General features: G+C 51.6%; 27 protein-coding genes, 4 tRNA genes and 1 riboswitch. Of the genes, 24 read left to right on the top strand and 7 right to left on the bottom strand.

Features of this window, described 5'->3' with window-relative positions; all coding sequences use genetic code 11:
- Window positions 1–91 precede the first annotated feature (91 nt).
- The 8 genes from phnG to ACO0LH_RS04115 all read left to right on the top strand — a co-directional run bounded on the left by phnG (window position 92) and on the right by ACO0LH_RS04115 (window position 7,313).
- Window positions 92–571 carry a phosphonate C-P lyase system protein PhnG gene (gene phnG / locus ACO0LH_RS04150; RefSeq protein ID WP_422939766.1) on the top strand — a complete coding sequence of 160 codons (480 nt, stop codon included), beginning with the start codon at window positions 92–94 and terminating at the stop codon, window positions 569–571.
- A complete protein-coding gene (gene phnH / locus ACO0LH_RS04145) occupies window positions 568–1,242 on the top strand; it encodes a phosphonate C-P lyase system protein PhnH (protein WP_422939764.1) in 675 nt (224 codons plus the stop codon). Before phnG ends, phnH begins: the two co-directional genes overlap by 4 nt.
- The gene (locus ACO0LH_RS04140; RefSeq protein WP_422939763.1) at window positions 1,227–2,435 is read left to right on the top strand and encodes a carbon-phosphorus lyase complex subunit PhnI; all 1,209 of its coding nucleotides are present in this window, start codon (window positions 1,227–1,229) and stop codon (window positions 2,433–2,435) included. Before phnH ends, ACO0LH_RS04140 begins: the two co-directional genes overlap by 16 nt.
- Before the next feature lie 35 nt (window positions 2,436–2,470).
- Window positions 2,471–3,358 carry an alpha-D-ribose 1-methylphosphonate 5-phosphate C-P-lyase PhnJ gene (locus ACO0LH_RS04135; protein WP_422940562.1) on the top strand — a complete coding sequence of 296 codons (888 nt, stop codon included), beginning with the start codon at window positions 2,471–2,473 and terminating at the stop codon, window positions 3,356–3,358.
- A complete protein-coding gene (gene phnK, locus ACO0LH_RS04130) occupies window positions 3,355–4,149 on the top strand; it encodes a phosphonate C-P lyase system protein PhnK (RefSeq protein ID WP_422939762.1) in 795 nt (264 codons plus the stop codon). Before ACO0LH_RS04135 ends, phnK begins: the two co-directional genes overlap by 4 nt.
- A gap of 9 nt (window positions 4,150–4,158) precedes the next feature.
- Window positions 4,159–4,869, top strand: a complete 711-nt coding sequence (phnL, locus tag ACO0LH_RS04125) for a phosphonate C-P lyase system protein PhnL (protein WP_422939761.1) — start codon at window positions 4,159–4,161, stop codon at window positions 4,867–4,869.
- Entirely contained in the window at window positions 4,866–6,020 is a 1,155-nt protein-coding gene (locus ACO0LH_RS04120; protein ID WP_422939760.1) for an alpha-D-ribose 1-methylphosphonate 5-triphosphate diphosphatase, read from the top strand. The genes phnL and ACO0LH_RS04120 overlap by 4 nt, the downstream gene beginning before the upstream one ends.
- A 192-nt stretch (window positions 6,021–6,212) precedes the next feature.
- Window positions 6,213–7,313: an AMIN domain-containing protein gene (locus ACO0LH_RS04115; protein WP_422939759.1), complete on the top strand. Its 1,101-nt coding sequence runs from the start codon at window positions 6,213–6,215 to the stop codon at window positions 7,311–7,313.
- Window positions 7,314–7,335: 22 nt separating this feature from the next.
- On the opposite strand, the gene ttcA is transcribed toward ACO0LH_RS04115, so the two are convergent.
- From ttcA to ACO0LH_RS04100, 3 genes are read right to left on the bottom strand one after another with little or no spacing between them, the layout of a single operon-like run.
- A complete protein-coding gene (gene ttcA, locus ACO0LH_RS04110; RefSeq protein WP_422939758.1) occupies window positions 7,336–8,286 on the bottom strand; it encodes a tRNA 2-thiocytidine(32) synthetase TtcA in 951 nt (316 codons plus the stop codon).
- A gap of 20 nt (window positions 8,287–8,306) precedes the next feature.
- Window positions 8,307–8,705 (bottom strand): dihydroneopterin aldolase, encoded by a 399-nt coding sequence (locus tag ACO0LH_RS04105; RefSeq protein WP_422939757.1) that lies wholly within the window; start codon window positions 8,703–8,705, stop codon window positions 8,307–8,309.
- Window positions 8,706–8,720: 15 nt separating this feature from the next.
- Window positions 8,721–9,536 carry an SDR family oxidoreductase gene (locus ACO0LH_RS04100; RefSeq protein WP_422939756.1) on the bottom strand — a complete coding sequence of 272 codons (816 nt, stop codon included), beginning with the start codon at window positions 9,534–9,536 and terminating at the stop codon, window positions 8,721–8,723.
- 45 nt (window positions 9,537–9,581) lie between these two features.
- Here ACO0LH_RS04100 and ACO0LH_RS04095 point away from each other — a divergent pair, with 45 nt between their 5' ends.
- From ACO0LH_RS04095 to ACO0LH_RS04075, 5 genes are all read left to right on the top strand, one after another.
- Window positions 9,582–10,757: a class I SAM-dependent methyltransferase gene (locus ACO0LH_RS04095; protein WP_422939754.1), complete on the top strand. Its 1,176-nt coding sequence runs from the start codon at window positions 9,582–9,584 to the stop codon at window positions 10,755–10,757.
- A 57-nt stretch (window positions 10,758–10,814) separates the two neighbouring features.
- Complete coding sequence (locus tag ACO0LH_RS04090) at window positions 10,815–11,012, top strand: DUF2905 domain-containing protein (RefSeq protein WP_422939753.1); 198 nt, start codon at window positions 10,815–10,817, stop codon at window positions 11,010–11,012.
- Window positions 11,013–11,196: 184 nt separating this feature from the next.
- Complete coding sequence (locus ACO0LH_RS04085) at window positions 11,197–12,825, top strand: tetratricopeptide repeat protein (RefSeq protein ID WP_422939752.1); 1,629 nt, start codon at window positions 11,197–11,199, stop codon at window positions 12,823–12,825.
- Between the two features lie 63 nt (window positions 12,826–12,888).
- Window positions 12,889–14,442: an HDOD domain-containing protein gene (locus ACO0LH_RS04080; protein ID WP_422939751.1), complete on the top strand. Its 1,554-nt coding sequence runs from the start codon at window positions 12,889–12,891 to the stop codon at window positions 14,440–14,442.
- Window positions 14,443–14,521: 79 nt separating this feature from the next.
- Window positions 14,522–15,169 carry a LysE family transporter gene (locus ACO0LH_RS04075; RefSeq protein ID WP_422939750.1) on the top strand — a complete coding sequence of 216 codons (648 nt, stop codon included), beginning with the start codon at window positions 14,522–14,524 and terminating at the stop codon, window positions 15,167–15,169.
- A gap of 59 nt (window positions 15,170–15,228) precedes the next feature.
- On the opposite strand, the gene ACO0LH_RS04070 is transcribed toward ACO0LH_RS04075, so the two are convergent.
- From ACO0LH_RS04070 to ACO0LH_RS04055, 4 genes are all read right to left on the bottom strand, one after another.
- Window positions 15,229–16,032 carry a hypothetical protein gene (locus ACO0LH_RS04070; protein ID WP_422939749.1) on the bottom strand — a complete coding sequence of 268 codons (804 nt, stop codon included), beginning with the start codon at window positions 16,030–16,032 and terminating at the stop codon, window positions 15,229–15,231.
- Window positions 16,033–16,038: 6 nt separating this feature from the next.
- Window positions 16,039–16,401, bottom strand: coding sequence for an arsenate reductase (glutaredoxin) (arsC, locus tag ACO0LH_RS04065; RefSeq protein WP_422939748.1), 363 nt, complete (start codon window positions 16,399–16,401; stop codon window positions 16,039–16,041).
- Between the two features lie 135 nt (window positions 16,402–16,536).
- Window positions 16,537–17,109, bottom strand: a complete 573-nt coding sequence (locus ACO0LH_RS04060; protein ID WP_422939747.1) for a TMEM165/GDT1 family protein — start codon at window positions 17,107–17,109, stop codon at window positions 16,537–16,539.
- Between the two features lie 93 nt (window positions 17,110–17,202).
- Window positions 17,203–17,315, bottom strand: a riboswitch (yybP-ykoY riboswitch).
- Between the two features lie 98 nt (window positions 17,316–17,413).
- Complete coding sequence (locus tag ACO0LH_RS04055; RefSeq protein ID WP_422939746.1) at window positions 17,414–18,025, bottom strand: TetR/AcrR family transcriptional regulator; 612 nt, start codon at window positions 18,023–18,025, stop codon at window positions 17,414–17,416.
- Window positions 18,026–18,308: 283 nt separating this feature from the next.
- On the opposite strand from ACO0LH_RS04055, the gene ACO0LH_RS04050 reads away from it, so the two are divergent.
- The 11 genes from ACO0LH_RS04050 (at window position 18,309) to rplL (ending at window position 23,602) form a co-directional block, all read left to right on the top strand.
- Window positions 18,309–18,394 (top strand) — tRNA-Tyr (locus tag ACO0LH_RS04050).
- Window positions 18,395–18,442: 48 nt separating this feature from the next.
- Window positions 18,443–18,516, top strand: a tRNA-Gly gene (locus ACO0LH_RS04045).
- Window positions 18,517–18,545: 29 nt separating this feature from the next.
- A tRNA-Thr gene (locus tag ACO0LH_RS04040) sits at window positions 18,546–18,620 on the top strand.
- A 78-nt stretch (window positions 18,621–18,698) separates the two neighbouring features.
- Window positions 18,699–19,889, top strand: coding sequence for an elongation factor Tu (tuf, locus tag ACO0LH_RS04035; protein ID WP_422939651.1), 1,191 nt, complete (start codon window positions 18,699–18,701; stop codon window positions 19,887–19,889).
- A gap of 77 nt (window positions 19,890–19,966) precedes the next feature.
- Window positions 19,967–20,042 (top strand) — tRNA-Trp (locus ACO0LH_RS04030).
- A gap of 36 nt (window positions 20,043–20,078) precedes the next feature.
- The gene (gene secE, locus ACO0LH_RS04025) at window positions 20,079–20,462 is read left to right on the top strand and encodes a preprotein translocase subunit SecE (protein WP_422939745.1); all 384 of its coding nucleotides are present in this window, start codon (window positions 20,079–20,081) and stop codon (window positions 20,460–20,462) included.
- Window positions 20,462–21,055 carry a transcription termination/antitermination protein NusG gene (gene nusG, locus ACO0LH_RS04020; RefSeq protein ID WP_422939744.1) on the top strand — a complete coding sequence of 198 codons (594 nt, stop codon included), beginning with the start codon at window positions 20,462–20,464 and terminating at the stop codon, window positions 21,053–21,055. The genes secE and nusG overlap by 1 nt, the downstream gene beginning before the upstream one ends.
- A gap of 163 nt (window positions 21,056–21,218) precedes the next feature.
- A complete protein-coding gene (gene rplK, locus ACO0LH_RS04015; RefSeq protein ID WP_186956792.1) occupies window positions 21,219–21,650 on the top strand; it encodes a 50S ribosomal protein L11 in 432 nt (143 codons plus the stop codon).
- Complete coding sequence (gene rplA, locus ACO0LH_RS04010; RefSeq protein WP_422939743.1) at window positions 21,650–22,345, top strand: 50S ribosomal protein L1; 696 nt, start codon at window positions 21,650–21,652, stop codon at window positions 22,343–22,345. The genes rplK and rplA overlap by 1 nt, the downstream gene beginning before the upstream one ends.
- 299 nt (window positions 22,346–22,644) lie before the next feature.
- Complete coding sequence (rplJ, locus tag ACO0LH_RS04005) at window positions 22,645–23,181, top strand: 50S ribosomal protein L10 (protein WP_162039459.1); 537 nt, start codon at window positions 22,645–22,647, stop codon at window positions 23,179–23,181.
- A 52-nt stretch (window positions 23,182–23,233) separates the two neighbouring features.
- The gene (gene rplL / locus ACO0LH_RS04000; RefSeq protein WP_222616693.1) at window positions 23,234–23,602 is read left to right on the top strand and encodes a 50S ribosomal protein L7/L12; all 369 of its coding nucleotides are present in this window, start codon (window positions 23,234–23,236) and stop codon (window positions 23,600–23,602) included.
- The last annotated feature ends 219 nt before the right edge of the window (window positions 23,603–23,821 follow it).

The raw sequence follows: 23,821 nt of genomic DNA, 5'->3' as shown, positions 1-23,821 counted from the left end.
ATTTTATGCAGGAAATATGACTGGATATTGACAACGATAATAAGACTGCATGTCATCAAGACTTCATTTTTTGATGATGTAATGTTCCTCCATGAAATCAGATCACAACACACATCCTGGCCCGAATGCAGACCAGCAAGAACGCGCGCGCTGGATGTCAGTCCTGGCAAAAGCGCCGGACGAAACCCTGGCAGAAGCCGTCGCACAGTTCGGCGAGTTGCCTGCTTATCTGTGGTTAAGAAAACCGGAAACCGGCCTGGCCATGGTACGCGCCAGAACAGGTGGCAGCGGTACACAATTCAATCTCGGTGAAATGTCAGTGACACGTTGCGCCTTGCGGCTGTCCAGCGGCGAGACTGGTCTGGCTTATGTAGCTGGCCGCAGTGTCCGCCATGCAGAATGGGCAGCGATCTTCGATGCGCTGATGCAGACCGATGCCAAAGCCATCGTGCAGTCCACCATTATTGCACCGCTGGAAAAAATCCTGGCGGTGCAGCGCGCAGAAACTGTCGCGGCAGCAAAAGCCAGCAAGGTCGAGTTCATGACGATGGTACGTGGGGAAGATGCATGAATAATGTAGAGGCGATAAATACGATAGATACGGTCAATGCGATGAATAATCCTGTTGTCGGCCAGGGCCTGTTGCCAGCCTGGAATGATGCTGTCCATGATGCACAGACTGTCTTTCGCAGCTTGCTCAAAGCGCTGTCTGAACCAGGCAGCATACAGCGCTTGTCCGTGCAATTGCAGGCGCCCGCACCCTTGCATCTGGCCACTGCCGCTGCTTGCCTTGCGCTGATGGATTTTGAAACCAGCACCTGGCTGGCGCCTGATCTGGATAATGAAGCCGTGCGTGCCTATCTGCGATTTCACTGCGGTTTGCCGCTGGTGACTGATAAAACCCTGGCTAATTTCGTGGTGTTGAATGCCCCTCTTCAAAATCTGGATTTGCAGGAATATGCACAGGGCAGCATGACTTACCCTGATAAGTCGGCCACTTTGCTGATACAGGTCGATGACCTGGAAAACGGCCCGGAAAATCTGATCACTGGCCCGGGCATCAAGGAGTCTGGTAATTTCCGCGTCGCTGGCTTGCCTGCTGATTTTGTCTCGCGATGGCAGCAAAACAACCTGGGTTTTCCGCAGGGTGTGGATATTATTTTCTGTTGCCGCGATGCCTTGCTGGGCTTGCCGCGCACCAGCCGCATAGAGAAAAAGGATAACGCATGTACGTCGCAGTAAAAGGTGGAGAGAAAGCCATTGCCCAGTCATATGTGGCATTGGCGAAACTGCGGCGCGGTGATACGGCAGTGCCTGAACTGAGCATTGCACAGATACGTGAGCAAATGTCGCTGGCTGTTGCCAGGGTAATGAGTGAAGCATCTTTGTATGACAAGGATCTGGCTGCGCTGGCGATCAAGCAGGCCAGTGGCGATTTGATCGAAGCTATCTTCCTGCTGCGTGCCTACCGGACGACATTGCCACGCTTGCTGTCTACGCAGGCCGTTGATACGGCCTGCATGCTGATAAAAAGACGTATCTCAGCCACCTTCAAGGACGTGCCAGGCGGTCAGGTGCTGGGTGCAACTTATGACTATACCCAGCGCCTGTTGGATTTTTCGCTGGCTGCCCAGGCCCAGGCTGGCAGCCTGGCATCCGAGAGCCACGCATCTGATACCCATATATCTGACCCTCAGGACGATGATGTATCGCAAAGCCAGGCAGAACCGGAGCCTTGCCCGCGTGTACTGGATTTCCTCAATGACGAAGGCCTGATCGAGCCTGAATCGATTCCCGAGAATGACCCCGAACCTGCTGACCTGACCCGCGACCCTTTGCAGTTTCCGACAACACGTGCCCTGCGACTGCAAAGCCTGGCCCGTGGTGATGAAGGTTTTTTGCTGGCACTGGCTTATTCGACGCAACGTGGCTATGCACGCAATCACCCGTTTGCCGGTGAAATCCGTTATGGCACGGTGAGCGTGGAAGTGGTGCCGGAAGAACTGGGTTTTGCCATCGACATCGGTGATATCGAATTGACAGAATGCCAGATGGTCACCCAGTTCATAGGCTCGCAAACCGAAGCACCCAAGTTCACGCGCGGATATGGTCTCAGCTTTGGTTACAACGAACGCAAAGTCATGGCAATGGGTGTAGTGGACCGGGCCTTGCGTGCAGAAGAATTGAAAGAAGAAATTATTGCGCCAGCGCAAATGGAAGAATTTGTTCTATACCATGCTGACAATGTCGAAGCTTCCGGCTTTCTCCAGCATTTGAAATTGCCGCATTACGTTGACTTCCAGTCAGAATTGAATTTATTGCGCAGCCTGCGGCTGGCCATGCAGGCGCGTGGTGAAGACGAGGGCATTGATGCGCGCACGACCGGACCCGCCGATGAGGCGGCTGAAGATACTTCAGACCAGAAAGCCGCATGATGAATACCGTTAGTACCCCAGCAGTTGAAGTTGATATGACAGCCGCAAATGCTGCTGTGAGCAATAAGGTACAGCCAGAAGCCGGCTATAACTTTGCGTATCTTGATGAACAGACAAAACGCATGATACGCCGCTCCATCCTGAAGGCAGTAGCAATACCAGGCTATCAGGTACCGTTTGGCGGGCGTGAAATGCCCCTGCCTTATGGCTGGGGTACCGGGGGCATACAGGTTACCGCCGCCATCATCGGGCAGGACGACATATTGAAGGTCATTGACCAGGGGTCGGACGATACCACCAATGCAGTCAATATCCGCCGTTTTTTCAGCCGTACTACCGGTGTTGCCACCACAGAGAAAACCACGGCTGCGACTTTGATACAGACACGCCACCGCATACCTGAAACTCCGCTGGCCGCGGGACAGATCATGGTCTACCAGGTGCCCATTCCCGAGCCCTTGCGCTGGCTTGAGCCCAGTGAAACCGAAACCCGCAAGTATCATGCAATGGCAGATTACGGCTTGATGAGCGTCAAGCTGTATGAAGATATTGCCCGTCTGGGGAAAATCGAAACTTCCTACGATTATCCGGTTATCGTCAATGGCCGCTACCTGATGCGGCCTTCACCCATCCCCAAATTTGATAATCCGAAAATGAATCACAGCCCGGCACTGCAATTGTTTGGTGCCGGTCGTGAAAAACGTATTTTCGCAGTGCCACCCTATACCTCGGTCAAGAGCCTGGATTTTGAAGATTATCCATTTGAAATCGAGCGCTGGGAACACCGTTGCGCCATGTGCGATGCCGATGACAGTTTTCTGGATGAAGTCATTGTCGACGACAAAGGTGCGCGCATGTATGTGTGCAGCGATACTGATTATTGCCGCACTCGCCAGGACAGCAAGACCGGAGTGACAGCATGAATCCACAAATAAATCCGCAACTTGCACCGCTTTTGCAGGCAAAAAATATTACCAAAACCTATGCAGGTAAAACTGCTTGCGGCCAGGTGAACCTGGCACTCTATCCAGGTGAGGTATTGGGCATTGTCGGTGAATCCGGTTCTGGCAAATCGACATTGCTGAACTGCCTGGCCGGGCAACTGATGCCAGACCATGGCGAAGTCTTGTTCAATACCCGCGACGAAGGCATTGTCGACCTGTTTGCCATCAGCGAAGCACGGCGTCGCCTGCTGTCGCGCACTGACTGGGGCTTTGTACATCAAAGTGCCAAAGACGGCTTGCGGACAGGTGTCTCTGCCGGGGCCAATGTCGGTGAGCGCCTGATGGCCGTGGGTGCCAGGCATTATGGCAATATCCGGGCGGAAGCAACAGAATGGCTGGAGCGGGTAGAAATTGACGCCGCCCGTATCGACGACTTGCCGCGTGATTTTTCTGGCGGCATGCAGCAACGCCTGCAAATCGCGCGCAACCTGGTGACCAAACCACGCCTGATTTTCATGGATGAACCTACCGCCAGTCTTGACGTGTCGGTGCAGGCGCGCCTGCTGGATTTATTGCGGCAACTGGTTTCGCAATTGCAGGTGGCCGCCATCATCGTCACGCATGATCTGGCCGTGGCACGCCTGCTGGCACACCGCCTCATGGTCATGCGAAATGGTCAGGTGGTGGAAGAGGGGTTGACCGACCAGGTACTGGATGATCCGCAGCATCCGTATACGCAATTGCTGGTGTCGTCTGTATTGCAGGCCTGAGAGATCACTATGTCCAGAAGAATTGAAGTAAGCGCCTTGTCGAAAGATTTCACGCTGCATTTGCAGGGCGGCCTGCAAATGCCTATCCTGTCAAATATCGACATGCAGGTCGATGCCGGTGAATGCGTGGTGATCCATGCGCCGTCCGGGGCAGGTAAAAGCACCTTGCTGCGCTGCCTGTATGCCAATTACCGCGCCAGCAGCGGCAGTGTCAACATATGGCATGACGGCGCATGGGTGGATGTACAGTCAGCCATTGCCCAGCAGGTGCTGGCCGTGCGCCATGCCACCATGGGATTCGTCACGCAATTCCTGCGTGTCATTCCGCGTATTTCCACACTGGACCTGGTTGCCGAGCCGCTCATCAGCCGCGGCGTTGACCAGCAAAGTGCCAATGAGCAGGCACAAGAGCTGCTGTCACGTCTGCGCATACCAAAACGCCTGTGGCAAATTCCGCCAGCCACCTTTTCTGGCGGCGAGCAGCAGCGCGTCAATATCGCCCGTACCATGATTGTTGATTACCCGGTATTACTGCTCGACGAGCCTACAGCTTCGCTCGATGAAGCCAATCGCGATACCGTGATAGAGATGATCAATGCGGCTCGCGAACGTGGTGCGGCTGTCGTTGGCATCTTTCATGATGAAGCCGTACGCCAGGCATTGGCAAGCAGAATTTTTTCAATTACACCGGCTCAGGCGGTAACCTTGGTGGCAGCATGAACAATACAATCAGAAACGCGCATATCGTCACTGCTGACGAGGTATTTGGCGGCAGCATGTCGATAGAAAACGGCATCATTGCCAGCATCACCGCAGCTTCAGAACTTGCCAGTAGCAACCTGCAGACAACGGCAGAAGACTGGAACGGCGATTTCCTCTTGCCCGGCCTGGTGGAGTTGCATACCGATAATCTGGAAAAACACCTGATGCCCCGGCCCAAGGTGAGCTGGCCGACATTGCCGGCCATTATCGCCCATGATGCGCAGATTGCTGCGGCTGGCATTACTACCGTACTGGATGCGATTTCCGTTGGCGACATCGATTCCGACAGCATGCGCAATGACACACTGGAAGCCTGTACCCTGGGCTTGCGCTCGGCGGCTAATTCAGGCCTGTTGCGCGCCGATCATTTCCTGCACATGCGGCTGGAACTCGCAGAGGAAAACCTGCTGGAAATGTTTGCCCCTTATCTCAACGATGACCGTCTTAAACTGGTATCACTGATGGACCATACGCCAGGACAAAGACAATGGACTGACCTGACGCATTACCGCACCTATGTATCTGGCAAGCGCGGCTGGAGTGAAGACAAGGTGGAATCCATGCTGGACCGCCTGCTGGAACGCCAGCAAGCCTATGCGGCCTCAAATCGCCGCAGCATCGTGGCCTGCTGCCGCCTGCTTGATCATCCCTTGCCGCTGGCGACCCATGATGATACGACTGTCGAGCATGTGTCCGAAGGTGTGGATGACGGTGTGACGATCTCTGAATTCCCTACTACCCTGGCCGCAGCCCGCGCGGCACGTGAACAAAGGCTGGGCATCATCATGGGGGCGCCAAACATGGTGCGTGGCGGTTCTCATTCCGGCAATGTGTCGGCGGCTGAACTGGCACGCGCAGATTTGCTCGATGTGCTGTCTTCCGATTACGTCCCTGCCAGCCTGCTGCATGCCGCTTTCCTGTTGCAGAATGAAGGTTTCAGCCTGCCAAAAGCCGTGGCAACAGTCAGCCGCAATCCGGCGCGCATGATAGGTCTGCATGACCGCGGCGAAATCGCCACAGGCTTGCGCGCAGATTTCTTGCGCGTACGTGTGGTGCAGGGAATCCCGATCGTCCTGGGTGTCTGGAAATCAGGCATCAAGATTGCCTGATGGTAAAATTATGGCAAGATGATGGCATTGCTTGACGATCTGGAAAAATGATCGCAGCAGTTTGTTATGCCTATACCTATACCTGAACGGAAGGTTTATCGCTGGTTTATCATATTAGATGGACAGGATTGATACGACATACACAATTTTTGTGTCAGTATCTGCTTTTCTATTTATTGAAGATAATGAGCAATGACGTCCGTCAACAAAGCGCAGCGCAAGTCGCGTTTTCTTATCTTTTTTTGCGCAACAAGCCTGGCATTGATGTCCTTGCTTTTCAGTCATGCCAGCCTTGCGCAGGACAATCAGATTATCAGTATCCTGCCTGATCACAGCCAAGCTGTGATTCGCATCAAGCTGAAAGAAGCCATCCAGCAGGCACCGTCCCTGTTTATTCTCCCAGCCCCTGATCGTGTCGTCACTGATTTCTTGCAGGCATCGAATGGTACCGGCAAAAAAGAAATCAATTCTTCTGATGCCTGGTTACGCAGCATAGACATCATCGAAGTCAGTGGGCGCACGCGGCTTGTATTTAATCTCAAGCAGGCTTTTAAAAATCCTTCCATCAGTGTGGAGGGAGATACTGCCGTAATACGTTTGAGCGATTCATCAGATGTCACTGTGACTGATACGCCGTATAAAGACCCGGTTCAATCCGGGGTGGCAGCGCCAGAATTGTTTAACACCCATCTGGTGCTGGCAAGAGCCGGCAGGGCAGACGCCCAGTTTTCTGTCGGAGAAATGTATCGTACTGGTTATGGCATTTCGCCAGATGTCAGCAAGGCTCTGCACTGGTTTCGTCTGGCTGCACAGCAGGGGAATGCCAATGCGCAGGCTCATCTGGCGGTAATGTATCGCGAAGGCAGTGGCATCGCCAAAGATGCGGCGCTCGCAGGGCACTGGTTTTTGCTGGCCGCCAGACAGGGCGTTGTGATCGCACAGCTCAACCTGGGCTATATGTACCGTGAAGGACAGGGACTGGCAAAAAATGCAGAGAAAGCAGTGTATTGGTATCGTCAGGCAGCAGAAAAAAATGATCCTGATGCCCAGCTTTGCCTGGCGGGTATGTATTATCTTGGCGAGGGTGTCAAAAAAGACCTGAAACAAACTGAACACTGGGCCTTGCGTTCGGCCAGACAAGACTACCTGCCCGCACAAAAAGTGCTGGCACAAATGTATGCGTCAGATTCAGGCATCCGTCATGATGAAACTGACGCCGTGTTCTGGTACCGCAAAGCCGCAGAACAGGGTGATCAGGAGGCGCAGCAGATATTGAAGGAGCTTTCCCGATAACACCTGTATCAATCAAATCTGCTTAATCCTGGCCCAAGTGCAAGGCAATCACACCATTCGCTGGTGTTGCACAAGGCTCATCATCAAAAGCGATATCTCCATCCGGCTTGGCTTCACCATCCAGTTTCAAGTCGCGGAAGTTGAACAGGTCCTTGTCCATCAAATGGGATGGGGCGACGGTGGATAAGGCAGAAAAAATATTATCCACGCGGCCAGGGAATTTCTTGTCCCATTCACGCATCAGTCCCTTGATCTGCTTGCGTTGCAGGTTTTCTTGCGAGCCGCATAAATCACAGGGGATGATGGGGAAGTTTTTCACTTCGGCATAACGCTCGGTATCAGATTCCTTCACATAGGCCAGCGGGCGGATGACGATATGCTTGCCGTCGTCAGATTGCAGCTTGGCCGGCATGCCCTTGAGCTTACCGCCGAAAAACATATTCAGGAAAAAGGTCTCCAGGATATCGTCGCGATGATGGCCAAGTGCGATCTTGGTGGCACCCAGTTCATCGGCCACGCGGTACAAAATCCCACGGCGCAGGCGTGAACACAGTGAGCAGGTGGTTTTGCCTTCTGGTATCAGGCGCTTGACGATGCTGTAGGTATCCTGGTTTTCGATGTGGTAGGGAATGCCCAGTTTTTCCAGATAGGCTGGCAATATATGGTCAGGGAAATTCGGTTGCTTCTGATCGAGGTTGACAGCAACGATGTCGAAATTGATGGGCGCACGTTCACGCAAGGTCATCAAGATATCCAGCAAGGCGTAACTGTCCTTGCCGCCAGACAGGCAGACCATGACCTTGTCGCCTTCTTCTATCATATTGAAGTCACCAATGGCCTGTCCAACCAGGCGGCATAAGCGCTTGTGCAGCTTATTGTTTTCGTAGGTGATTTTTTCCTGCGATTTTGTGGCAGACGCTGCCGGTTCGGCCTGCGTCAGGGTGTCAGTCAGTGTTTCGTTCAGAGCTTGCATGATTTAACTTGAATCCGGGCTTAAATATCGGTTTTGATCTTGAATACTTCTACGCCTACGCCTTCGCAATCTGCGTAGACGTCAGGCTTCATGGTAGAGATGCGCACTGCGCGTACTTTTGGATGTGCCAGCATGATAGCTGCGACATCGTCACACAGGGTTTCCTGCAGGTGGACATGGCCTTTGGAAATACGGTCGGCTATGGTGCAACGCATGAAATCATAGTCGACGACTTCTTCGAGCTGATCGTCTTTGGGTGTCGACAGGGCCAGCGGGATATACAGATCGACATTGAAGAGTACGCGCTGCTCCCCCTTTTTTTCGAACTCGTGAACGCCGATGTTGATGGAGATTTCATAGTTGCGCAAAAACAGGCGGCGGCAATCGGCAAGTTGCGGGTGATGCAGGACGGATAACATAATGGGCTCGATAATTTAAGATGAAATGGATACAGGGGCAGTCGCCAGGAACATGACGTCGCGCTGCAAGGGAATCAGATGCTGGCCGCCATCCACCAGAACTGTGGTGCCTGTCATGGCCGGGCTGTCCGCCAGAAAGCACACCGTGCGCGCGATATCTTCCGGCGTGCTGGAACGTCCTAAAGGCGTGATTTGGTGGGCTTGCTGAAAATCGGCAGCGCTTTGATGACCGGACACCATCGTAATACCAGGCGCAATGCCCAGTACGCGCACCCTGGGTGCCAGCGCCTGTGCCAGCATGGTCGTGGCGCATTGCAGGGCAGCCTTGGATAAGGTATACGACAAAAAGTCGGGGTTCAGGTTATACAGTTTTTGATCGAGCAGGTTGATGACGCAGGCTTGCTGCCCTTCTGCTGTTGCGCTGTATAAGGCTTGCGCGAGAATGACAGGTGCTGCCAGGTTGGCATGCATATGCCGGTTCAGGCTTTGCTGGCTAAAGCTGCTGGCATCATCTTCTTCAAACAGCGACGCATTATTGACGACGCAATCTACCACGCCCATAGCCGCGATCGCGGCGGGCAACAGGGCGCGGGTCGCGGCCTCGTCAGCCAGGTCACATTGCAGGGCAACGGCGCGGCGACCCAAAGCTTTGATTTCTGTCACCAGCGCGGCTGCCTCGGCCGCTGAGTTTCCATAATGCACAGCAATATCCCAGCCCTGCTGCGCCATGTACAGGGCGATGTGCCGCCCTATGCGCCTGGCCGCACCCGTGATCAGGGCGACGCGTGGGCGTGAAGTGCTGCTGGCAGTGGCGTGGACAATATCGGTCATGGAAATTCTTAACTGAAGCTAGTACGTTTTCAATACAATGCGGGTATGCATAAATTATCTCTACCTGTTCCTGCTGATGATGCCTTGCGCGCCTCGTCTGCGCTACAACAACTGATTATCGACGACATCCATGCGCATCAGGGCTGGATACCATTTTCGCGTTATATGGAACTGGCGCTATATGCGCCCGACCTGGGTTATTACAGCGGCGGTGCTACCAAATTAGGCAAAGACGGTGATTTTACAACCGCACCCGAGATGTCGCCTCTGTTCGGCGCTACTCTGGCCAGACTGGCCAGCCACCTCTTTTTGCAAATCCCCTCAGAAGTCATGGAGTTTGGTGCCGGTACCGGCAAGCTGGCCCGCGATTTTTTGTCGGAATGTCAATTGTCTGGAATCAGGATAGACCGCTATTTTATCGTGGAATTGTCCGGCGAACTGCGTGCACGTCAGGAAGAATTACTGAAAGACTATCCGCAGGTGGTTTGGTTGCAAAAAATGCCAGAATCATTTTCTGGCCTGGTGCTGGGAAATGAGGTGCTTGATGCCATGCCGGTTGACCTGGTCATCAAGACCGCAGACGGCTGGCGCGAGGTAGGCGTGGCCGTGGTTGATGAAACTGCCACAGCCAGGTTGGTTTTTCGTGAGCACGCTTGTGAACTGGCTAAGATCGCACAGATTCCCGATGCAGATAGCCTGCCAGCAGGCTATCTGACCGAAGTACATGCCGTCGCCACCGGTTTCATGCACAGCCTGTCGCAGATGCTGGTGGGCGGGCAAACTGCCAGTGGCAAGGGCGGGGCAGCGATTTTGATCGATTATGGCTTTCCGGCGGCAGAGTATTATCATTCCCAGCGCTCACAAGGCAGCCTGATGTGTCATTATCGTCATCATGCGCATCCTGATCCCTTTTATTTTCCGGGTTTGCAGGATATTACTGCGCATGTTGACTTTACAGCAATGGCGAGAGCAGCCCTGGACCAGGGCCTGGAATTATTGACTTATTGCAGCCAGGCCAGCTTTTTGATCGAATCAGGCATTGCTGATTTGCTGGCCCGTACTTCGGCAGAACAGGCTTTACGCTATCTGCCACAGGCAAATGCCTTGCAAAAGCTGGTATCACCCGCAGAGATGGGCGAATTGTTCAAGGTGCTGGTCATCGGTACCGGAGTAGAATTGCCTGAAAATTTGCTCAGGCACGACCGCAGCCATCGCCTTTAGCCCATGCAGGGGCAGCGGCCCGCTGACCTGTACCTGGCTAACCATAGGGGTTAAAACTTGCTAATTAAGGTGCTGTTGATATTTTTGGTGGTCATTTTGCTTTCCAGCCTCTTGCCTTGGCTGGAAAAGCTGGGCATAGGTCGCTTGCCGGGAGACCTGCGTTTTCGCCTGTTTGGCAAGTCTTTCTCTTTTCCTTTCGCTTCTACCATTTTGATTTCCCTGTTCGTGCTCTTGTTGGCGCGGATATTCAAGTGAATCGTGATAATTTGTTAAAGCCGTGCAACATTGTTGCTTTCTGGGGGTAAAGTTTCCACGTCATAACGCCGTCACTTTAATATAATGAAACAGGCTTCATGCCTCATTGAGGCGGTGCTGCTGATCAGAGACCAGACAGCATGCCTGATAGCGACTACCAACAATAATTAAGCTAAAGGTTGAAATGAGCGAACTCAGCGACATTCGGGCATTGCTCATTGAGCCGCATGCGGGTATGCGGGTCAGTTTGCACAATATGCTGAATCTGTGCGGTATCACCAAGATCGAGCATGCCTTGTCAGCCGGTACGGCTGTGCGCACCATTCAGGCCAAGGTATTCGATCTGATACTGTGCGAATACGACCTCGGTGTTGGCCAGGATGGCCAGCAACTGCTGGAAGACATGCGGCATCACAAACTGGCACCCCTGTCGACGATTTTCATCATGGTGACGGCAGAACGCGCCTATGCCAAGGTGGTCAGCGCTGCTGAACTGGCTCCCTCAGACTATCTGTTAAAGCCGTTTACTGCCGATATGCTGCTGGAGCGCGTGATACGTGCTCTGGAAAAACGCAAGGCCTTCGTCGAAGTGCACAGCCTGATGGAACAAGGCGCTGTCGCCGAAGCCATCATGGCCTGCCACCATGGTGAGCGTGATTATCCCAAATACGCCATCGATTTCATGCGCCTGCGGGCAGAATTGCATGTCATACACGGCGAAGCCGCCGAGGCCGAAGAGTTATATAAATACCTGTTTGAACTGAAAGCCGTGGCCTGGGCCCGCCTCGGCCTGGCAAAGACCCTGTTCATGCAAGGCAAATACGAAGAAGCAGAAGCGATACTGAAAAACCTGGTGGCAGAAAATAACAAGTACATGGATGCGTATGACTGGCTGGCCAAGACCCATGAAATAGTGGGTGAGCTGCCAGAAGCCAAGGAAGTGCTGGATGTTGCTGTCAGCGTGTCGCCCCATGCAGTCAGGCGCTTGCGCAAGCTTGGCAAAATTGCTCTGGAAACAGGGGATATCGAAACGGCAGAAAATGTTTTGAAAAAAGTCGTCAGCAAGGCCAAATTTTCTGAGTTCCGCGACCCGGAAGACCATCTGAACCTGGTCGATGCGCTGGTCAAAAAGGGCGATACCGAACAGGCAAAATCGGTGATACGCGATCTCGAAAAAAATATGTCGGGCATGAAAAAGACGGCAGCCGTCCGGGCCATTTCATCTGCCATGGTGCATGCAAAGACGGGCGACGCTCGCCTGGCAGAGGAACTGGATAATGCTGTCGTCGCTTCACGCGAAGATATCGGTCTTTCCATAGAGGCCAAACTGGGGCTGGCAAAAAGCTGCCTGGACAATGATCAGGAAGGTAATGCTTCCGAAATCATCCTGGACGTGATGAAAAACGCCAGTAACCAGCAAGTCATGAACAAGGCCATGGGCGTCTTTGAAAGTGCCGGTAAAGGCCACCTTGGCAAAGAGCTGGCACAACGCAGCCAGAAAGAAGTCATGGATCTGGTGGCGATGGGTGTGCAAAAAGCCAAGGCAGGTGATTTCCGCGGTTCGGTCGAATTGATGACCGCTGCTGCCCGCAAATCACCTGATAATCCCCAAGTGGTGTTGAATGCCGCGCTGGCGGCCCTGAAATGCCTGGAAAACCTCGGATGGGATCAGGGTATCGGTGAGCAGGCACGCATGCTGATCGAATCTGCCCGCCGCCTTGACCCCATGAACCCCCGCCTGAAAGCCATACGTGGTTTGTACGATGAGCTTCAGAAAAAATATGGTATCAACGCTTCCAGAATTACAAAATAAAAAATAATGCACGGTAGACAGTGCCTGTATTTATCGTTGGAATAACCGGCAGTGACGGAGATCATGGCAACACAAGCTTCTGTACACCTTGATGAGCACGCACCTTTATCACCACGCGACCATCTACTGATTAAAATCAATGAAGAAAGCAATTTGCCGACTTTGGGTGTGTCCATCACCAAAGTGGTTGAGATCACGTCGTCAGGCGAAGATCCGGTCGCCAAGCTGGCACATTTTGTACTGGCCGATGTCGCCCTGACCCAAAAAATTCTGCGTCTTTCCAACACCATCCATTACCGTACCAGTGCCGGTGTCCCGGTTACCACCATTTCCCGTGCCATCTTTTTGCTGGGCTTTAATACGATTAAAACCAGCGCCATGGCGATGTTGCTGGTCGATTGCTTCAAGGATAAAAGCCATGCCAGTAGTGTCAGGCGAGAATTGATACAGGCCTTGTGCGCCAGCATCGTCGGGCGGGAAATGGCGCAGCGCAGCCGTTTTCAGGATGGCGAAGAGGCTGCGGTAGCAGCCTTGTTCAAGAACGTCGGGAAGATTTTGGTGGCGTCTTTCGATCATCCCTTATATACCCGCATACAAGCCATGCTGGCCACTGGCAAGACCAGTTCGCATGAGGCCAGCGCGACCTTGCTGGGTTGCAGCTATGAACGCTTTGGCGAAATGGCCTTGCAGGAGTGGAAAATACCCGACACCATCATTCAGTCTCTGGCTCCTTTGCCTGCGGGCGAATTGAAGAAAGTAAGCAGCCGGGGAGACTGGTTAAAGCAGGTTGCCAGTTTCAGCGATGCGTTGGCGTCCCTGATTATGACGAGCAGTGGCACTAGTCTCAGTGAGAAGTGCAAGCCCTTATTGCTGCGTTATGGCAAGGCACTGGAACTGGATCAGGCTTTGCTTGATGAGATGCTCGTCAAGGTGGAATCAGAAACCCAGCAACTGGCCAAGAGCATGGATATCGCGATGTCGGATATCCGCACTGATGAGGGTGCATCCACCGTCAACGGCCTGCCTGACGAGTTATTGCTGAAGACCTATGACGCTGGCGAAATGCAGAATAATGAGCGTTACGCCAGCGGCAAGCCCATGCATGCACGGGATCTGTTATTGGCTGGCGTGCAGGATGTGACGCAAATGCTGGCATCCGAATCTTTCAGGTTGAATGATTTGATACTGCTGGTGCTGGAAACCTTGTACAGCAGCATGGGTTTTCGTTTTGCTACCGTATGCCTGCGTGATTTACAGTCGGCCCGCTATGTCGCACGCCTGGCGATTGGTGAAAACTACTCGGAAATACAAAAAAACTTTGCGTTTCCCGGCAAGCCTGACCAGAATCTGTTTCATCTGGCGATGACCAATAATGTCGACCTGATGATTTCCGATGCGTCGGTACCGAAGATACAAAACCTGCTGCCCGAATGGCATAAAAAACTGATGCCGGATGCCCGCAGTTTCATCATCCTGCCCCTGGTTATTCAGAAGAAGGCACTGGGTTTATTCTATGCTGACCGTGCCGTGAGTGCAGAAGAAGGGGTGCCACCGGACGAAACTGCGCTGATCAAGACACTCAAAAGCCAGCTGTTGGCAGCCATGATGCGCGGATAGCGATGCGCTTTCCCGCCTGAAAACATTTTTCGGCATGCGGGTTACAATATCAGCCATTTCTTCAAGCGGGCAAACACTTATGTCATTCACCACCTGGCTCACTTTCTTTTTTGCGGCTTGCGTGATTGCCGTTTCCCCAGGCTCTGGTGCCGTCTTGTCGATGTCGCATGGTCTGAGCTATGGCGTGAAGCGTACCAGCGGCACCATCATGGGTTTGCAGGCTGGCTTATTGCTCATATTGGCTATCGCCGGTGCAGGTGTCGGGTCTATTTTGATGGCTTCCGAATTTGCTTTCAGTGTTGTCAAAACCGTTGGCGCTTTGTATCTGATTTATCTGGGTGTCAATCAATGGCGTGCCAGGGTGGATGTCGTCAGCAAAGCCGAAACCGAAACCATGGCAACCACCCAGGTGCCCAGTTTGCGCAAACGCTTTCTGACGGGATTTTTTACCAATGCGACCAACCCCAAAGGCATTATCTTCATGGTGGCCGTGTTACCGCAGTTCATCTCTCATGATGGCCCCTTGTTGCCGCAACTGCTGATACTGGGCGTGACCATGTGCATGATTGATCTGGCGGTCATGCATGGCTATGCCTTTGCCGCATCTACTATGCAAAAGTATTTCCGCGATCCAAAATGGCTGAAAAGCCAGAATCGTTTTTTCGGCGGTATATTGATGGCGATAGGTACGGCCTTGTTTTTCGTCAAGCGCCACACAACTGCCTAAAACTTACAGCTATCCGTCTGCTCAGTTTTTTTGCTGAACAGACGGATAGAATCCAGCTTTCAAGACAGTGGAATTTGCTGTTTCTTCGCCAGCGCATCAATATCCTGCCAGATCGTCATCTGGTTCAGCAGGCGTGTGGCAGGGTCCAGCATGGGATTCAAATTAAAAAATCTCTCCAGTGCTGTTTCATCAAAATTACTGCTTTGAGAAAAATTAATACGGCCATATTGCTTGCGGAAGGCATGCAATAAATCGGCTGGCGTATCCTTATGCCAGGATTGCATCAGACCACCCACCATCAAGGCGCAATCGGTGGTTTGCTCCAGTGTGCGCGGGCTTCTTGAGCTTGCCACATCGCGATAATCGAGCAAACGTGGAAAATAAAATTTCCTGACCCAGCTGGCCGGGATACCGCCTTCGCGCAGTAGCGCGCCACTGCGCCAGAGTTTCCAGCTTTTCTCGGCTTCAGCTTCAGACACGAAGTGACTATCCGCTTCGATGACGCAATCTTCGGCCAGTTCGATTTCCAGAATGACAGGCAGGCCGGCAGCCACCGCGATATTTTCCAGCTCGGGCATGACGGGTTTTTCACCGACCTGGCTTTGCAAGGCATTGACGAATTGCCCCATCACTTGCTGATGTTCATGATGCAGGCTGCTGGTAGCCTTGCAAAATGCGGCACAGGCCGCAAAATAGGCCATCAATTCACCCACCATGATGCCGTGCGCAGGGGTATTGTCTTCTTCCTGGAAATTATGGCGTATTGCGTGGGCAGGCAAGCCCTGACGCAAGATGGGGTATAGCTCGCTGGAAATACAGCCGTATTTGACATGGCTGCCAGCGGCAAGTTTAAATTCTGACATGGCGGCTCAGGCTTTCTTGAACAGGGAGAGGACGTGTTCCGGCGGACGTCCGATTGCCGCTTTATTTTGATAAGTAACGATGGGGCGCTGTAATAATTTGGGATGTGCAGCGATGGCCTGCAAGGCAGTCGCATTGTCTGCATCAGCCAGATTCAGGCTTGCATATGCATCTTCATTATTGCGCAATATCATTTGTACATCTGAGCTGTCCAGAGCCAGCAATAAACTCTGCAATTCAGTGTAACTGAGCGGTGTCTTTTGATAGTCTATGACTTGCAGAGACAAGTGTTGTTCATCCGCCAATGCTTGCACCAGCGCCAATGTTTCGCGGGACTTGGAGCAGCGGGGATTGTGATAAATCGTAATCATAATCAGATTGTAAATTGGAAAGACGCAAAGATGAAGTTGGCAGGCACAGCTACTGTTTCAGAAGCTGTGTTTATCCGCTTGCCTGCCGGTATTCTGATCATTGCTGTTAAGTTCGCCAGCAATACGTCGTGGTGTTTACATAAATTGCTGATCCAGTCGCAGCAAGACCAGGACACCAAGTACGGCGAAAACAGCAGCTGCCAGCCAGCGTACCAGCTTGAATGGAAAATTAGGCGCAGCAATCTTGCCCAGAAAAACAGCCGGGATGTCAGCAATCAGCATACCCAGTGTGGAGCCGGCAATCACCAGTGGCAGGTCTTGATATTTTGCCGCCAGCGCAACGGTTGCCAATTGCGTCTTGTCACCGATTTCTGCAATGAAAAAGGTCATGCAAGTCAGCAGAAACAAGCCATATGGTTTCTCGCCTATGCCACCATCATCCATCTCATCCGGCTTCAGTGTCCAGGCGGCGATGGCCAGAAAAGACAGGCCCAGCAGCCAGCGCAAAACGCCGGCGTCAACATGACTGGCAACCCATTGGCCGACCATGCCTGCCAATGTGTGATTGACCAGCGTGGCAACCAGAATACCCAGCACAATCGGGCCAGGTTTTTTATAGCGGGCGGCCAGCAACAAGGCCAGTAATTGTGTTTTGTCACCAATTTCGCCAATGGTGACAGCAAGGGTAGAGACGAGGAAAGCTTCCATGGATTTTAAGCGGGATAGGGCCAGTTTAACCAATGACAGCCATGCCTCGCCCCATCCCTGGTCGCAGAAACATAACTATCAAAGGTCTTGCCCAATTCTGATTGTCGATGACATACAGAATCAACCGCACCATGACCGCAGGTCAAGTATGTTGATGCGATTTCCCTGGCGGGAACCAGAGCAGGCTACTCCCCAATGAACGTGAGCACGGATTATAACAGCATAGCCTGACGGCCGGCCAGTCTTATGGGATGCGGGGTATTCTGATGGCGCAGTGTCGCGGCAATTTTTGCCAAACTGCAAATTACGTTGCAGTCTTTGAAAGATTGTCCGGGCGTTCAGGCAAGGCTTCCATGCCATGCATGAAAATCTGGGTAACCAGCACGGCGAAGTCGGCGTACGACATCTTGTCCGCATCCTGATGGGGTTTCAGCCAGGTAAAGGTCCAGTTGATCATGCCAAACAGCAGCATGGTAATGGCGCTGCGGTTCTGGGCGTCTGTACGCTGTGGAAAACGGCGTTGGATGGCCTCTGCAAACAGATTCACGATGGTTCTTTGCGCTGTCAGTATCAGTTCGCGCTGTGGCTCTTCCAGAAACTTGACATCATTGAGCAGAGCGATGTGCCGGGTTTGTGAGTGCTCATATTCGGCCAGAAAAGCGGCGATCAGGTTTGCCAGATCAGCATGTTTTTCTGCCAGGGCAATCAGCACCCTGGTGTAGCGGTCAAGCAAATCAAACAGTATGGCTTCCTTGCTGGCATAGTAATGGTATAGCCTCGCTTTGGATGTGCCACAAGCCTTGGCAAGCAGGCTCATTGATGTGCCCGGGTAACTATGACTGGCAAATGCTTGTGCCGCACGCTCCAAAATCTCGTCGCGCTGCAATTGATGATCAGATGCTTGTGTGCGAGCCATAGGTAAAGTGCTAAATGAGTTGCCAACATCATACCTTGACATCCTGGGCAGTAGCAGCGACTTGACAAGATTTGCAACAGGAAGGTTTCCCTATTGGTTGGCGAGCTAATGTTTTGTGCCACACATTCACTAATGTTGACATATCTATATAAAATCAACAAAATTAAATAAAATCAAAAACTTAGCGTGTAAACCACTACTTCAGTCATGGGGTGCGAGCAAGTTTTTCTCAAATAGGTATTGACAGTTGATTCGGACATCTCCATAATTCGGGGTTCCCTGCGGAGAGGTGGCCGAGTGGTTAAAGGCGACAGACTGTAAATCTGTTCTCTTACGAGTACGCTGGTTCGAATCCAGCCCTCTCCACCACAGGTAAAGAATTGAATTTAGAATTTAGCGGCTGAAGTGGTGGCCTTTGCGGGTGTAGCTCAATGGTAGAGCTGAAGCCTTCCAAGCTTATGACGAGGGTTCGATTCCCTTCACCCGCTCCAAGTAAGTGCGTGTTGTTTGACGCAAAGCTGCCCTTGTAGCTCAGTGGTAGAGCACTCCCTTGGTAAGGGAGAGGCCACGTGTTCAATCCACGTCAAGGGCACCATATTTAGTCTGGTGTTTTCAAGTCTGATTTGTCGGGCGCGTGCCTGAGCATTCTCATCAAAATCGTTAGGAGTCCAAAATGGCAAAAGGTAAGTTCGAACGCACCAAGCCGCACGTAAACGTCGGCACAATTGGTCACGTTGATCACGGCAAAACCACACTGACAGCAGCGATTGCGACAGTATTGTCGAAAAAATTCGGCGGCGAAGCCAAAGCATACGACCAGATCGATGCAGCACCAGAAGAAAAAGCGCGCGGTATTACCATTAATACAGCCCACGTTGAGTACGAAACAGCTGCTCGCCACTACGCCCACGTTGACTGCCCAGGCCATGCTGATTATGTTAAAAACATGATCACAGGCGCGGCTCAAATGGACGGCGCCATCCTGGTTTGCTCCGCAGCAGATGGCCCAATGCCACAAACACGCGAACACATCCTGTTGGCCCGCCAGGTTGGCGTTCCATACATCATCGTATTCCTGAACAAATGCGACATGGTAGATGACGCTGAGTTGCTGGAACTGGTTGAGATGGAAGTGCGTGAATTACTGTCCAAATACGAATTCCCAGGCGACGACCTGCCCATCATTCAAGGTTCCGCTAAACTGGCCCTCGAAGGTGATCAAGGTCCACTGGGTGAAGAAGCCATCATGAAACTGGCTGCTGCTCTGGATTCCTACATCCCAACACCAGAACGTGCTGTTGACGGCGCCTTCCTGTTGCCAGTAGAAGACGTATTCTCCATCTCCGGTCGCGGTACAGTCGTTACTGGCCGTATCGAACGCGGTATCGTCAAAGTTGGCGAAGAGATCGAAATCGTCGGTATCAAAGACACAGTCAAAACAACATGCACAGGCGTTGAAATGTTCCGCAAACTGCTCGACCAAGGTCAGGCAGGCGACAACGTCGGCGTATTGCTGCGTGGTACAAAACGTGAAGATATCCAGCGTGGTCAAGTGTTGGCAAAACCAGGCTCCATCAAGCCTCACGCCCACTTCACAGGCGAGATCTATGTATTGTCCAAAGATGAAGGTGGCCGTCATACACCATTCTTCAACAACTACCGTCCACAGTTCTACTTCCGTACAACGGACGTCACTGGTTCGATCGAGTTGCCGAAAGACAAAGAAATGGTCATGCCAGGTGATAACGTTTCGATCACAGTAAAACTGATCAACCCGATCGCGATGGAAGAAGGCTTGCGCTTCGCTATCCGTGAAGGTGGTCGTACAGTCGGCGCTGGCGTTGTTGCTAAAATCATCGAGTAATTCAGTAGTAAACGAATGAAAAACGGCGACCTGCTTCAAGGTCGCCGTACTAGTTCAGGTAGGTAGTTTAAAGATGTAGGGGTGTAGCTCAATTGGCAGAGCGACGGTCTCCAAAACCGTAGGCTGGGGGTTCGATTCCCTCCGCCCCTGCCACCATCAAGGCCACAGGGCACCGAAAGTAAATAAAGTATGTCTAATCATCCCGTTCAAACTGTTAGTACATCCAATGACAAGTACAAAGTCATCTTGGCGGTAGTAGCTGCAGTTGCCGGTGTTGCTGCTTTTTATATTCTCGCTGGTCAGGCGTCGTGGATACGCGCCGCTGCCATGGTACTTGGTTTGGTGGTTGCTGCAGGATTTATCGCAACCTCTGAAATGGGTCGTGATTTCTTTAATTTCGCCAAGGAATCCATACGCGAAACTAAAAAAGTTGTATGGCCAACGAGAAAAGAAGCTGGTCAGATCACTGCCGTGGTCTTTGGTTTTGTGCTGGTCATGGCGCTTTTCCTGTGGGGCACTGATCAGCTGATCGGATTTTTGTTGTATGACGTAATCCTCGGATGGAAAAAATAATGAGCGATAACATTCAGGAAAACGAAGAAGGTACAGCACCAGCGGTGTCTGTACCTAAAAGCGCTAAAAGATGGTATGCAGTGCATGCGTATTCCGGTATGGAAAAAAGCGTGCATCGTGCCTTGCTGGAGCGCATAGAGCGCGCAGAGATGCAAGACAAGTTCGGCCAGATTCTGGTGCCGACTGAAGAAGTCATTGAAGTCAAGAACGGTAAGAAAGCAGTTACTGAACGTCGTTTGTTCCCAAGCTATGTATTCGTCGAAATGGAAATGACTGACGATACCTGGCATCTGGTCAAGAACACCAACAAGGTAACTGGTTTTATCGGTGGCAAGTCAAACAAGCCATCACCGATTCCTCAGCATGAAGTTGACAAGATCTTGCAACAGATGCAAGACGGCGTCGAGAAGCCAAGGCCAAAAGTGCTCTACGAAGTTGGCGAAGTAGTACGTATCAAGGATGGTCCTTTCACTGACTTTAACGGCAACGTCGAAGAAGTGAATTACGAAAAATCCAAAGTGCGTGTCACTGTCACCATTTTCGGTCGTGCTACACCGGTAGAGCTGGAATTCGGTCAGGTTGAAAAAGTTTAAGCGGTAAAAAATTAAGTAGTAAAAGTTAAGCAGTAAAAATTAAGTAGTAAACGTAGCCAGTGCGAAGCAGGAAATTGCTAAAACTGGCAAAGCAGGCAGAGGAGCCTGTTGATGTGAAAAGACATTAACAGGCGCTATTACTCATTTATTGAAGGAGCCAAACATGGCAAAGAAAATCATTGGTTTTATCAAGCTGCAAGTGCCAGCTGGTAAAGCAAACCCATCCCCACCTATCGGTCCAGCTCTGGGTCAACGTGGTCTGAATATCATGGAATTCTGCAAAGCGTTCAACGCGCAGACCCAAGGTATGGAACCAGGCATGCCTATTCCTGTTGTGATCACCGCATTTGCTGACAAGTCTTTCACATTCGTGATGAAGACGCCTCCAGCAACATATATGATCAAAAAAGCAGCTGGCATCACTAAAGGTTCTGCAAAACCACATACAGACAAAGTTGGCAAAATCACTCGCCAGCAAGCTGAAGAAATCGCGACCGTTAAACGCGCTGATTTGACAGCAGCTGATATGGACGCAGCAGTGCGTACTATTGCTGGTTCTGCTCGTTCCATGGGCATCACGGTAGAGGGTCTGTAATGGCTAAGTTATCTAAAAAAGCAAAATTGCTGGCAACGAAAGTTGACCGTCTGAAAGTGTATCCATTTGACAATGCTATCGCCTTGATCAAAGAATGCGCAACAGCAAAATTCAACGAATCCATCGACGTATCCGTCCAACTGGGCGTTGATCCTAAGAAATCTGACCAGGTTGTCCGTGGCGCAGTCGTATTGCCAGCTGGTACAGGCAAGACAGTACGCGTCGCCGTATTTGCACAAGGTGCAAAAGCGGAAGAAGCGAAAGCTGCCGGTGCTGATATCGTTGGTATGGAAGATTTGGCTGAACGCGTTAAAGCTGGCGACATGCCATTTGACGTCGTTATCGCTTCTCCAGACACCATGCGTATCGTTGGTACTCTGGGTCAGATCCTGGGCCCACGCGGTTTGATGCCTAATCCTAAAGTCGGCACAGTAACACCTGACGTCGCCAATGCAGTTAAAAATGCAAAAGCTGGTCAAGTTCAATACCGTACAGACAAAGCAGGTATCATCCACACAACAATCGGCCGTAAGTCGTTTGCTGATGGTGACCTGAAATCCAACCTGGTTGCGCTGATCGAAGCTTTGAACAAAGCTAAACCAGCATCCAGCAAAGGTGTGTATCTGCGTAAAGTATCCATCTCATCCACTATGGGTGCAGGTGTACGTGTAGATCACGCTAATCTGGCAGGCTAAGAAAGAATCAAGTCCCTGCATCTTTTGATGCAGGGCGCATCTTTGGGCTGGATGTTTTGAACAAACATCCAGAGTGTCAAAGACCGTTGGGCCGAGTGTGTGAGTGTAGTTTTCAAGCATGAGGTTAATATCTGGAGAGCAATCGACAGGCCCCAACGCAGATGGTGTACCCGAACAAGTTTTGTAGTGATTACTGGTCCCCCAGTGAAACTCCTAACTTCGGACGCCGTGTTCGAAACGATATGAGGGAAGTACATCATTCCGGTGTATGGACTGAATATCATTAATGGAGGTTGACCGTGAGTCTCAATCTGAATGACAAAAAAGCCGTCGTCGCTGAAGTCTCTGCAAAAGTAGCAACTGCACAGACTATCGTCGTGGCCGAATATCGTGGCATCCAGGTCGGTCATTTGACGCAATTGCGTGCTAGCGCACGCGCTCAAGGCGTATACATGCGTGTGTTGAAAAACACATTGGCACGTCGCGCTGTTGAGGGAACTGCATTTGCAAGTCTCGCTTCTGAAATGACTGGTCCGTTGATTTATGCAATCTCGGAAGATGCTGTTGCTGCTGCTAAAGTCGTTCAAGACTTTGCAAAAAGCAATGACAAACTGGTTGTTAAAGCGGGTAACTATGCAGGCAAATCGCTGGATAAAGCTGGCGTTGTCGCATTGGCAAGCATTCCTAGCCGTGAAGTATTGTTGGCGCAAGTGGTTGGCATGATGCAGGCTCCTGTATCTGCTTTCGCACGTGCTCTGGCAGCCGTCGCAGCACAGAAAGAATCCGGTTCTCCTGCAGCACCAGTAGCTGAAGCTGCTGAAGCTGTCGCAGAATAAGATTGTTTCCGTCAAATACCGTATCAATGTAATTAATTAATTGGAGTTTCAAATGGCAATTAGCAAAGACGATATCCTGGAAGCCGTAGGCGCGATGTCCGTAATGGACCTGAACGACCTGGTAAAAGCTTTCGAAGAAAAATTTGGTGTTTCCGCAGCAGCAGTAGCAGGCCCAGCAGCAGCCGGTCCAGCAGCAGCAGTTGAAGAACAAACAGAATTCAACGTAATTCTGACTGAAGTTGGCGCAAACAAAGTTGGCGTCATTAAAGCAGTTCGTGAAATCACTGGTCTGGGCTTGAAAGAAGCTAAAGACGTAGTTGATGGCGCACCAAAAGCAGTTAAAGAAGCAGTTTCCAAAGCTGATGCTGACGCAGCTAAGAAAAAACTGGAAGATGCTGGCGCGAAAGCCGACATCAAGTAATACGGTATCATGGCAAGTCTTCGGATTTGCCTAAGTCAAAGACAGGAATCCTCTTGAAAGAGAGGGTTCCTCTTTGGCTTCTTTGTCGTTCAGGGTTGTTTAGCTGTTTATTAAGACCGAGGGTTGAGACTTGAGGTTTTTTTGTCACAGAGTTGCTATATGTTATTTTTGTGACAAAAATCCTGAATTCTCTATCTTTCCTTGCCACTCACGGAGTGT

The organism is Undibacterium sp. TJN19, from assembly GCF_049339485.1.
Taxonomy (GTDB): domain Bacteria; phylum Pseudomonadota; class Gammaproteobacteria; order Burkholderiales; family Burkholderiaceae_D; genus Undibacterium.
This window is presented reverse-complemented; position numbering and strand designations above follow the sequence as displayed.

What these genes read in the sequence shown, in the direction of transcription:
- phnG (WP_422939766.1), top strand. Translation starts at nt 92, where the DNA reads ATGAAATCAGATCACAACACACATCCTGGCCCGAATGCAGACCAGCAA.
- phnH (WP_422939764.1), top strand. Translation starts at nt 568, where the DNA reads ATGAATAATGTAGAGGCGATAAATACGATAGATACGGTCAATGCGATG.
- ACO0LH_RS04140 (WP_422939763.1), top strand. Translation starts at nt 1,227, where the DNA reads ATGTACGTCGCAGTAAAAGGTGGAGAGAAAGCCATTGCCCAGTCATAT.
- ACO0LH_RS04135 (WP_422940562.1), top strand. Translation starts at nt 2,471, where the DNA reads ATGACAGCCGCAAATGCTGCTGTGAGCAATAAGGTACAGCCAGAAGCC.
- phnK (WP_422939762.1), top strand. Translation starts at nt 3,355, where the DNA reads ATGAATCCACAAATAAATCCGCAACTTGCACCGCTTTTGCAGGCAAAA.
- phnL (WP_422939761.1), top strand. Translation starts at nt 4,159, where the DNA reads ATGTCCAGAAGAATTGAAGTAAGCGCCTTGTCGAAAGATTTCACGCTG.
- ACO0LH_RS04120 (WP_422939760.1), top strand. Translation starts at nt 4,866, where the DNA reads ATGAACAATACAATCAGAAACGCGCATATCGTCACTGCTGACGAGGTA.
- ACO0LH_RS04115 (WP_422939759.1), top strand. Translation starts at nt 6,213, where the DNA reads ATGACGTCCGTCAACAAAGCGCAGCGCAAGTCGCGTTTTCTTATCTTT.
- ttcA (WP_422939758.1), bottom strand. Translation starts at nt 8,286, where the DNA reads ATGCAAGCTCTGAACGAAACACTGACTGACACCCTGACGCAGGCCGAA.
- ACO0LH_RS04105 (WP_422939757.1), bottom strand. Translation starts at nt 8,705, where the DNA reads ATGTTATCCGTCCTGCATCACCCGCAACTTGCCGATTGCCGCCGCCTG.
- ACO0LH_RS04100 (WP_422939756.1), bottom strand. Translation starts at nt 9,536, where the DNA reads ATGACCGATATTGTCCACGCCACTGCCAGCAGCACTTCACGCCCACGC.
- ACO0LH_RS04095 (WP_422939754.1), top strand. Translation starts at nt 9,582, where the DNA reads ATGCATAAATTATCTCTACCTGTTCCTGCTGATGATGCCTTGCGCGCC.
- ACO0LH_RS04085 (WP_422939752.1), top strand. Translation starts at nt 11,197, where the DNA reads ATGAGCGAACTCAGCGACATTCGGGCATTGCTCATTGAGCCGCATGCG.
- ACO0LH_RS04080 (WP_422939751.1), top strand. Translation starts at nt 12,889, where the DNA reads ATGGCAACACAAGCTTCTGTACACCTTGATGAGCACGCACCTTTATCA.
- ACO0LH_RS04075 (WP_422939750.1), top strand. Translation starts at nt 14,522, where the DNA reads ATGTCATTCACCACCTGGCTCACTTTCTTTTTTGCGGCTTGCGTGATT.
- ACO0LH_RS04070 (WP_422939749.1), bottom strand. Translation starts at nt 16,032, where the DNA reads ATGTCAGAATTTAAACTTGCCGCTGGCAGCCATGTCAAATACGGCTGT.
- arsC (WP_422939748.1), bottom strand. Translation starts at nt 16,401, where the DNA reads ATGATTACGATTTATCACAATCCCCGCTGCTCCAAGTCCCGCGAAACA.
- ACO0LH_RS04060 (WP_422939747.1), bottom strand. Translation starts at nt 17,109, where the DNA reads ATGGAAGCTTTCCTCGTCTCTACCCTTGCTGTCACCATTGGCGAAATT.
- ACO0LH_RS04055 (WP_422939746.1), bottom strand. Translation starts at nt 18,025, where the DNA reads ATGGCTCGCACACAAGCATCTGATCATCAATTGCAGCGCGACGAGATT.
- tuf (WP_422939651.1), top strand. Translation starts at nt 18,699, where the DNA reads ATGGCAAAAGGTAAGTTCGAACGCACCAAGCCGCACGTAAACGTCGGC.
- secE (WP_422939745.1), top strand. Translation starts at nt 20,079, where the DNA reads ATGTCTAATCATCCCGTTCAAACTGTTAGTACATCCAATGACAAGTAC.
- nusG (WP_422939744.1), top strand. Translation starts at nt 20,462, where the DNA reads ATGAGCGATAACATTCAGGAAAACGAAGAAGGTACAGCACCAGCGGTG.
- rplK (WP_186956792.1), top strand. Translation starts at nt 21,219, where the DNA reads ATGGCAAAGAAAATCATTGGTTTTATCAAGCTGCAAGTGCCAGCTGGT.
- rplA (WP_422939743.1), top strand. Translation starts at nt 21,650, where the DNA reads ATGGCTAAGTTATCTAAAAAAGCAAAATTGCTGGCAACGAAAGTTGAC.
- rplL (WP_222616693.1), top strand. Translation starts at nt 23,234, where the DNA reads ATGGCAATTAGCAAAGACGATATCCTGGAAGCCGTAGGCGCGATGTCC.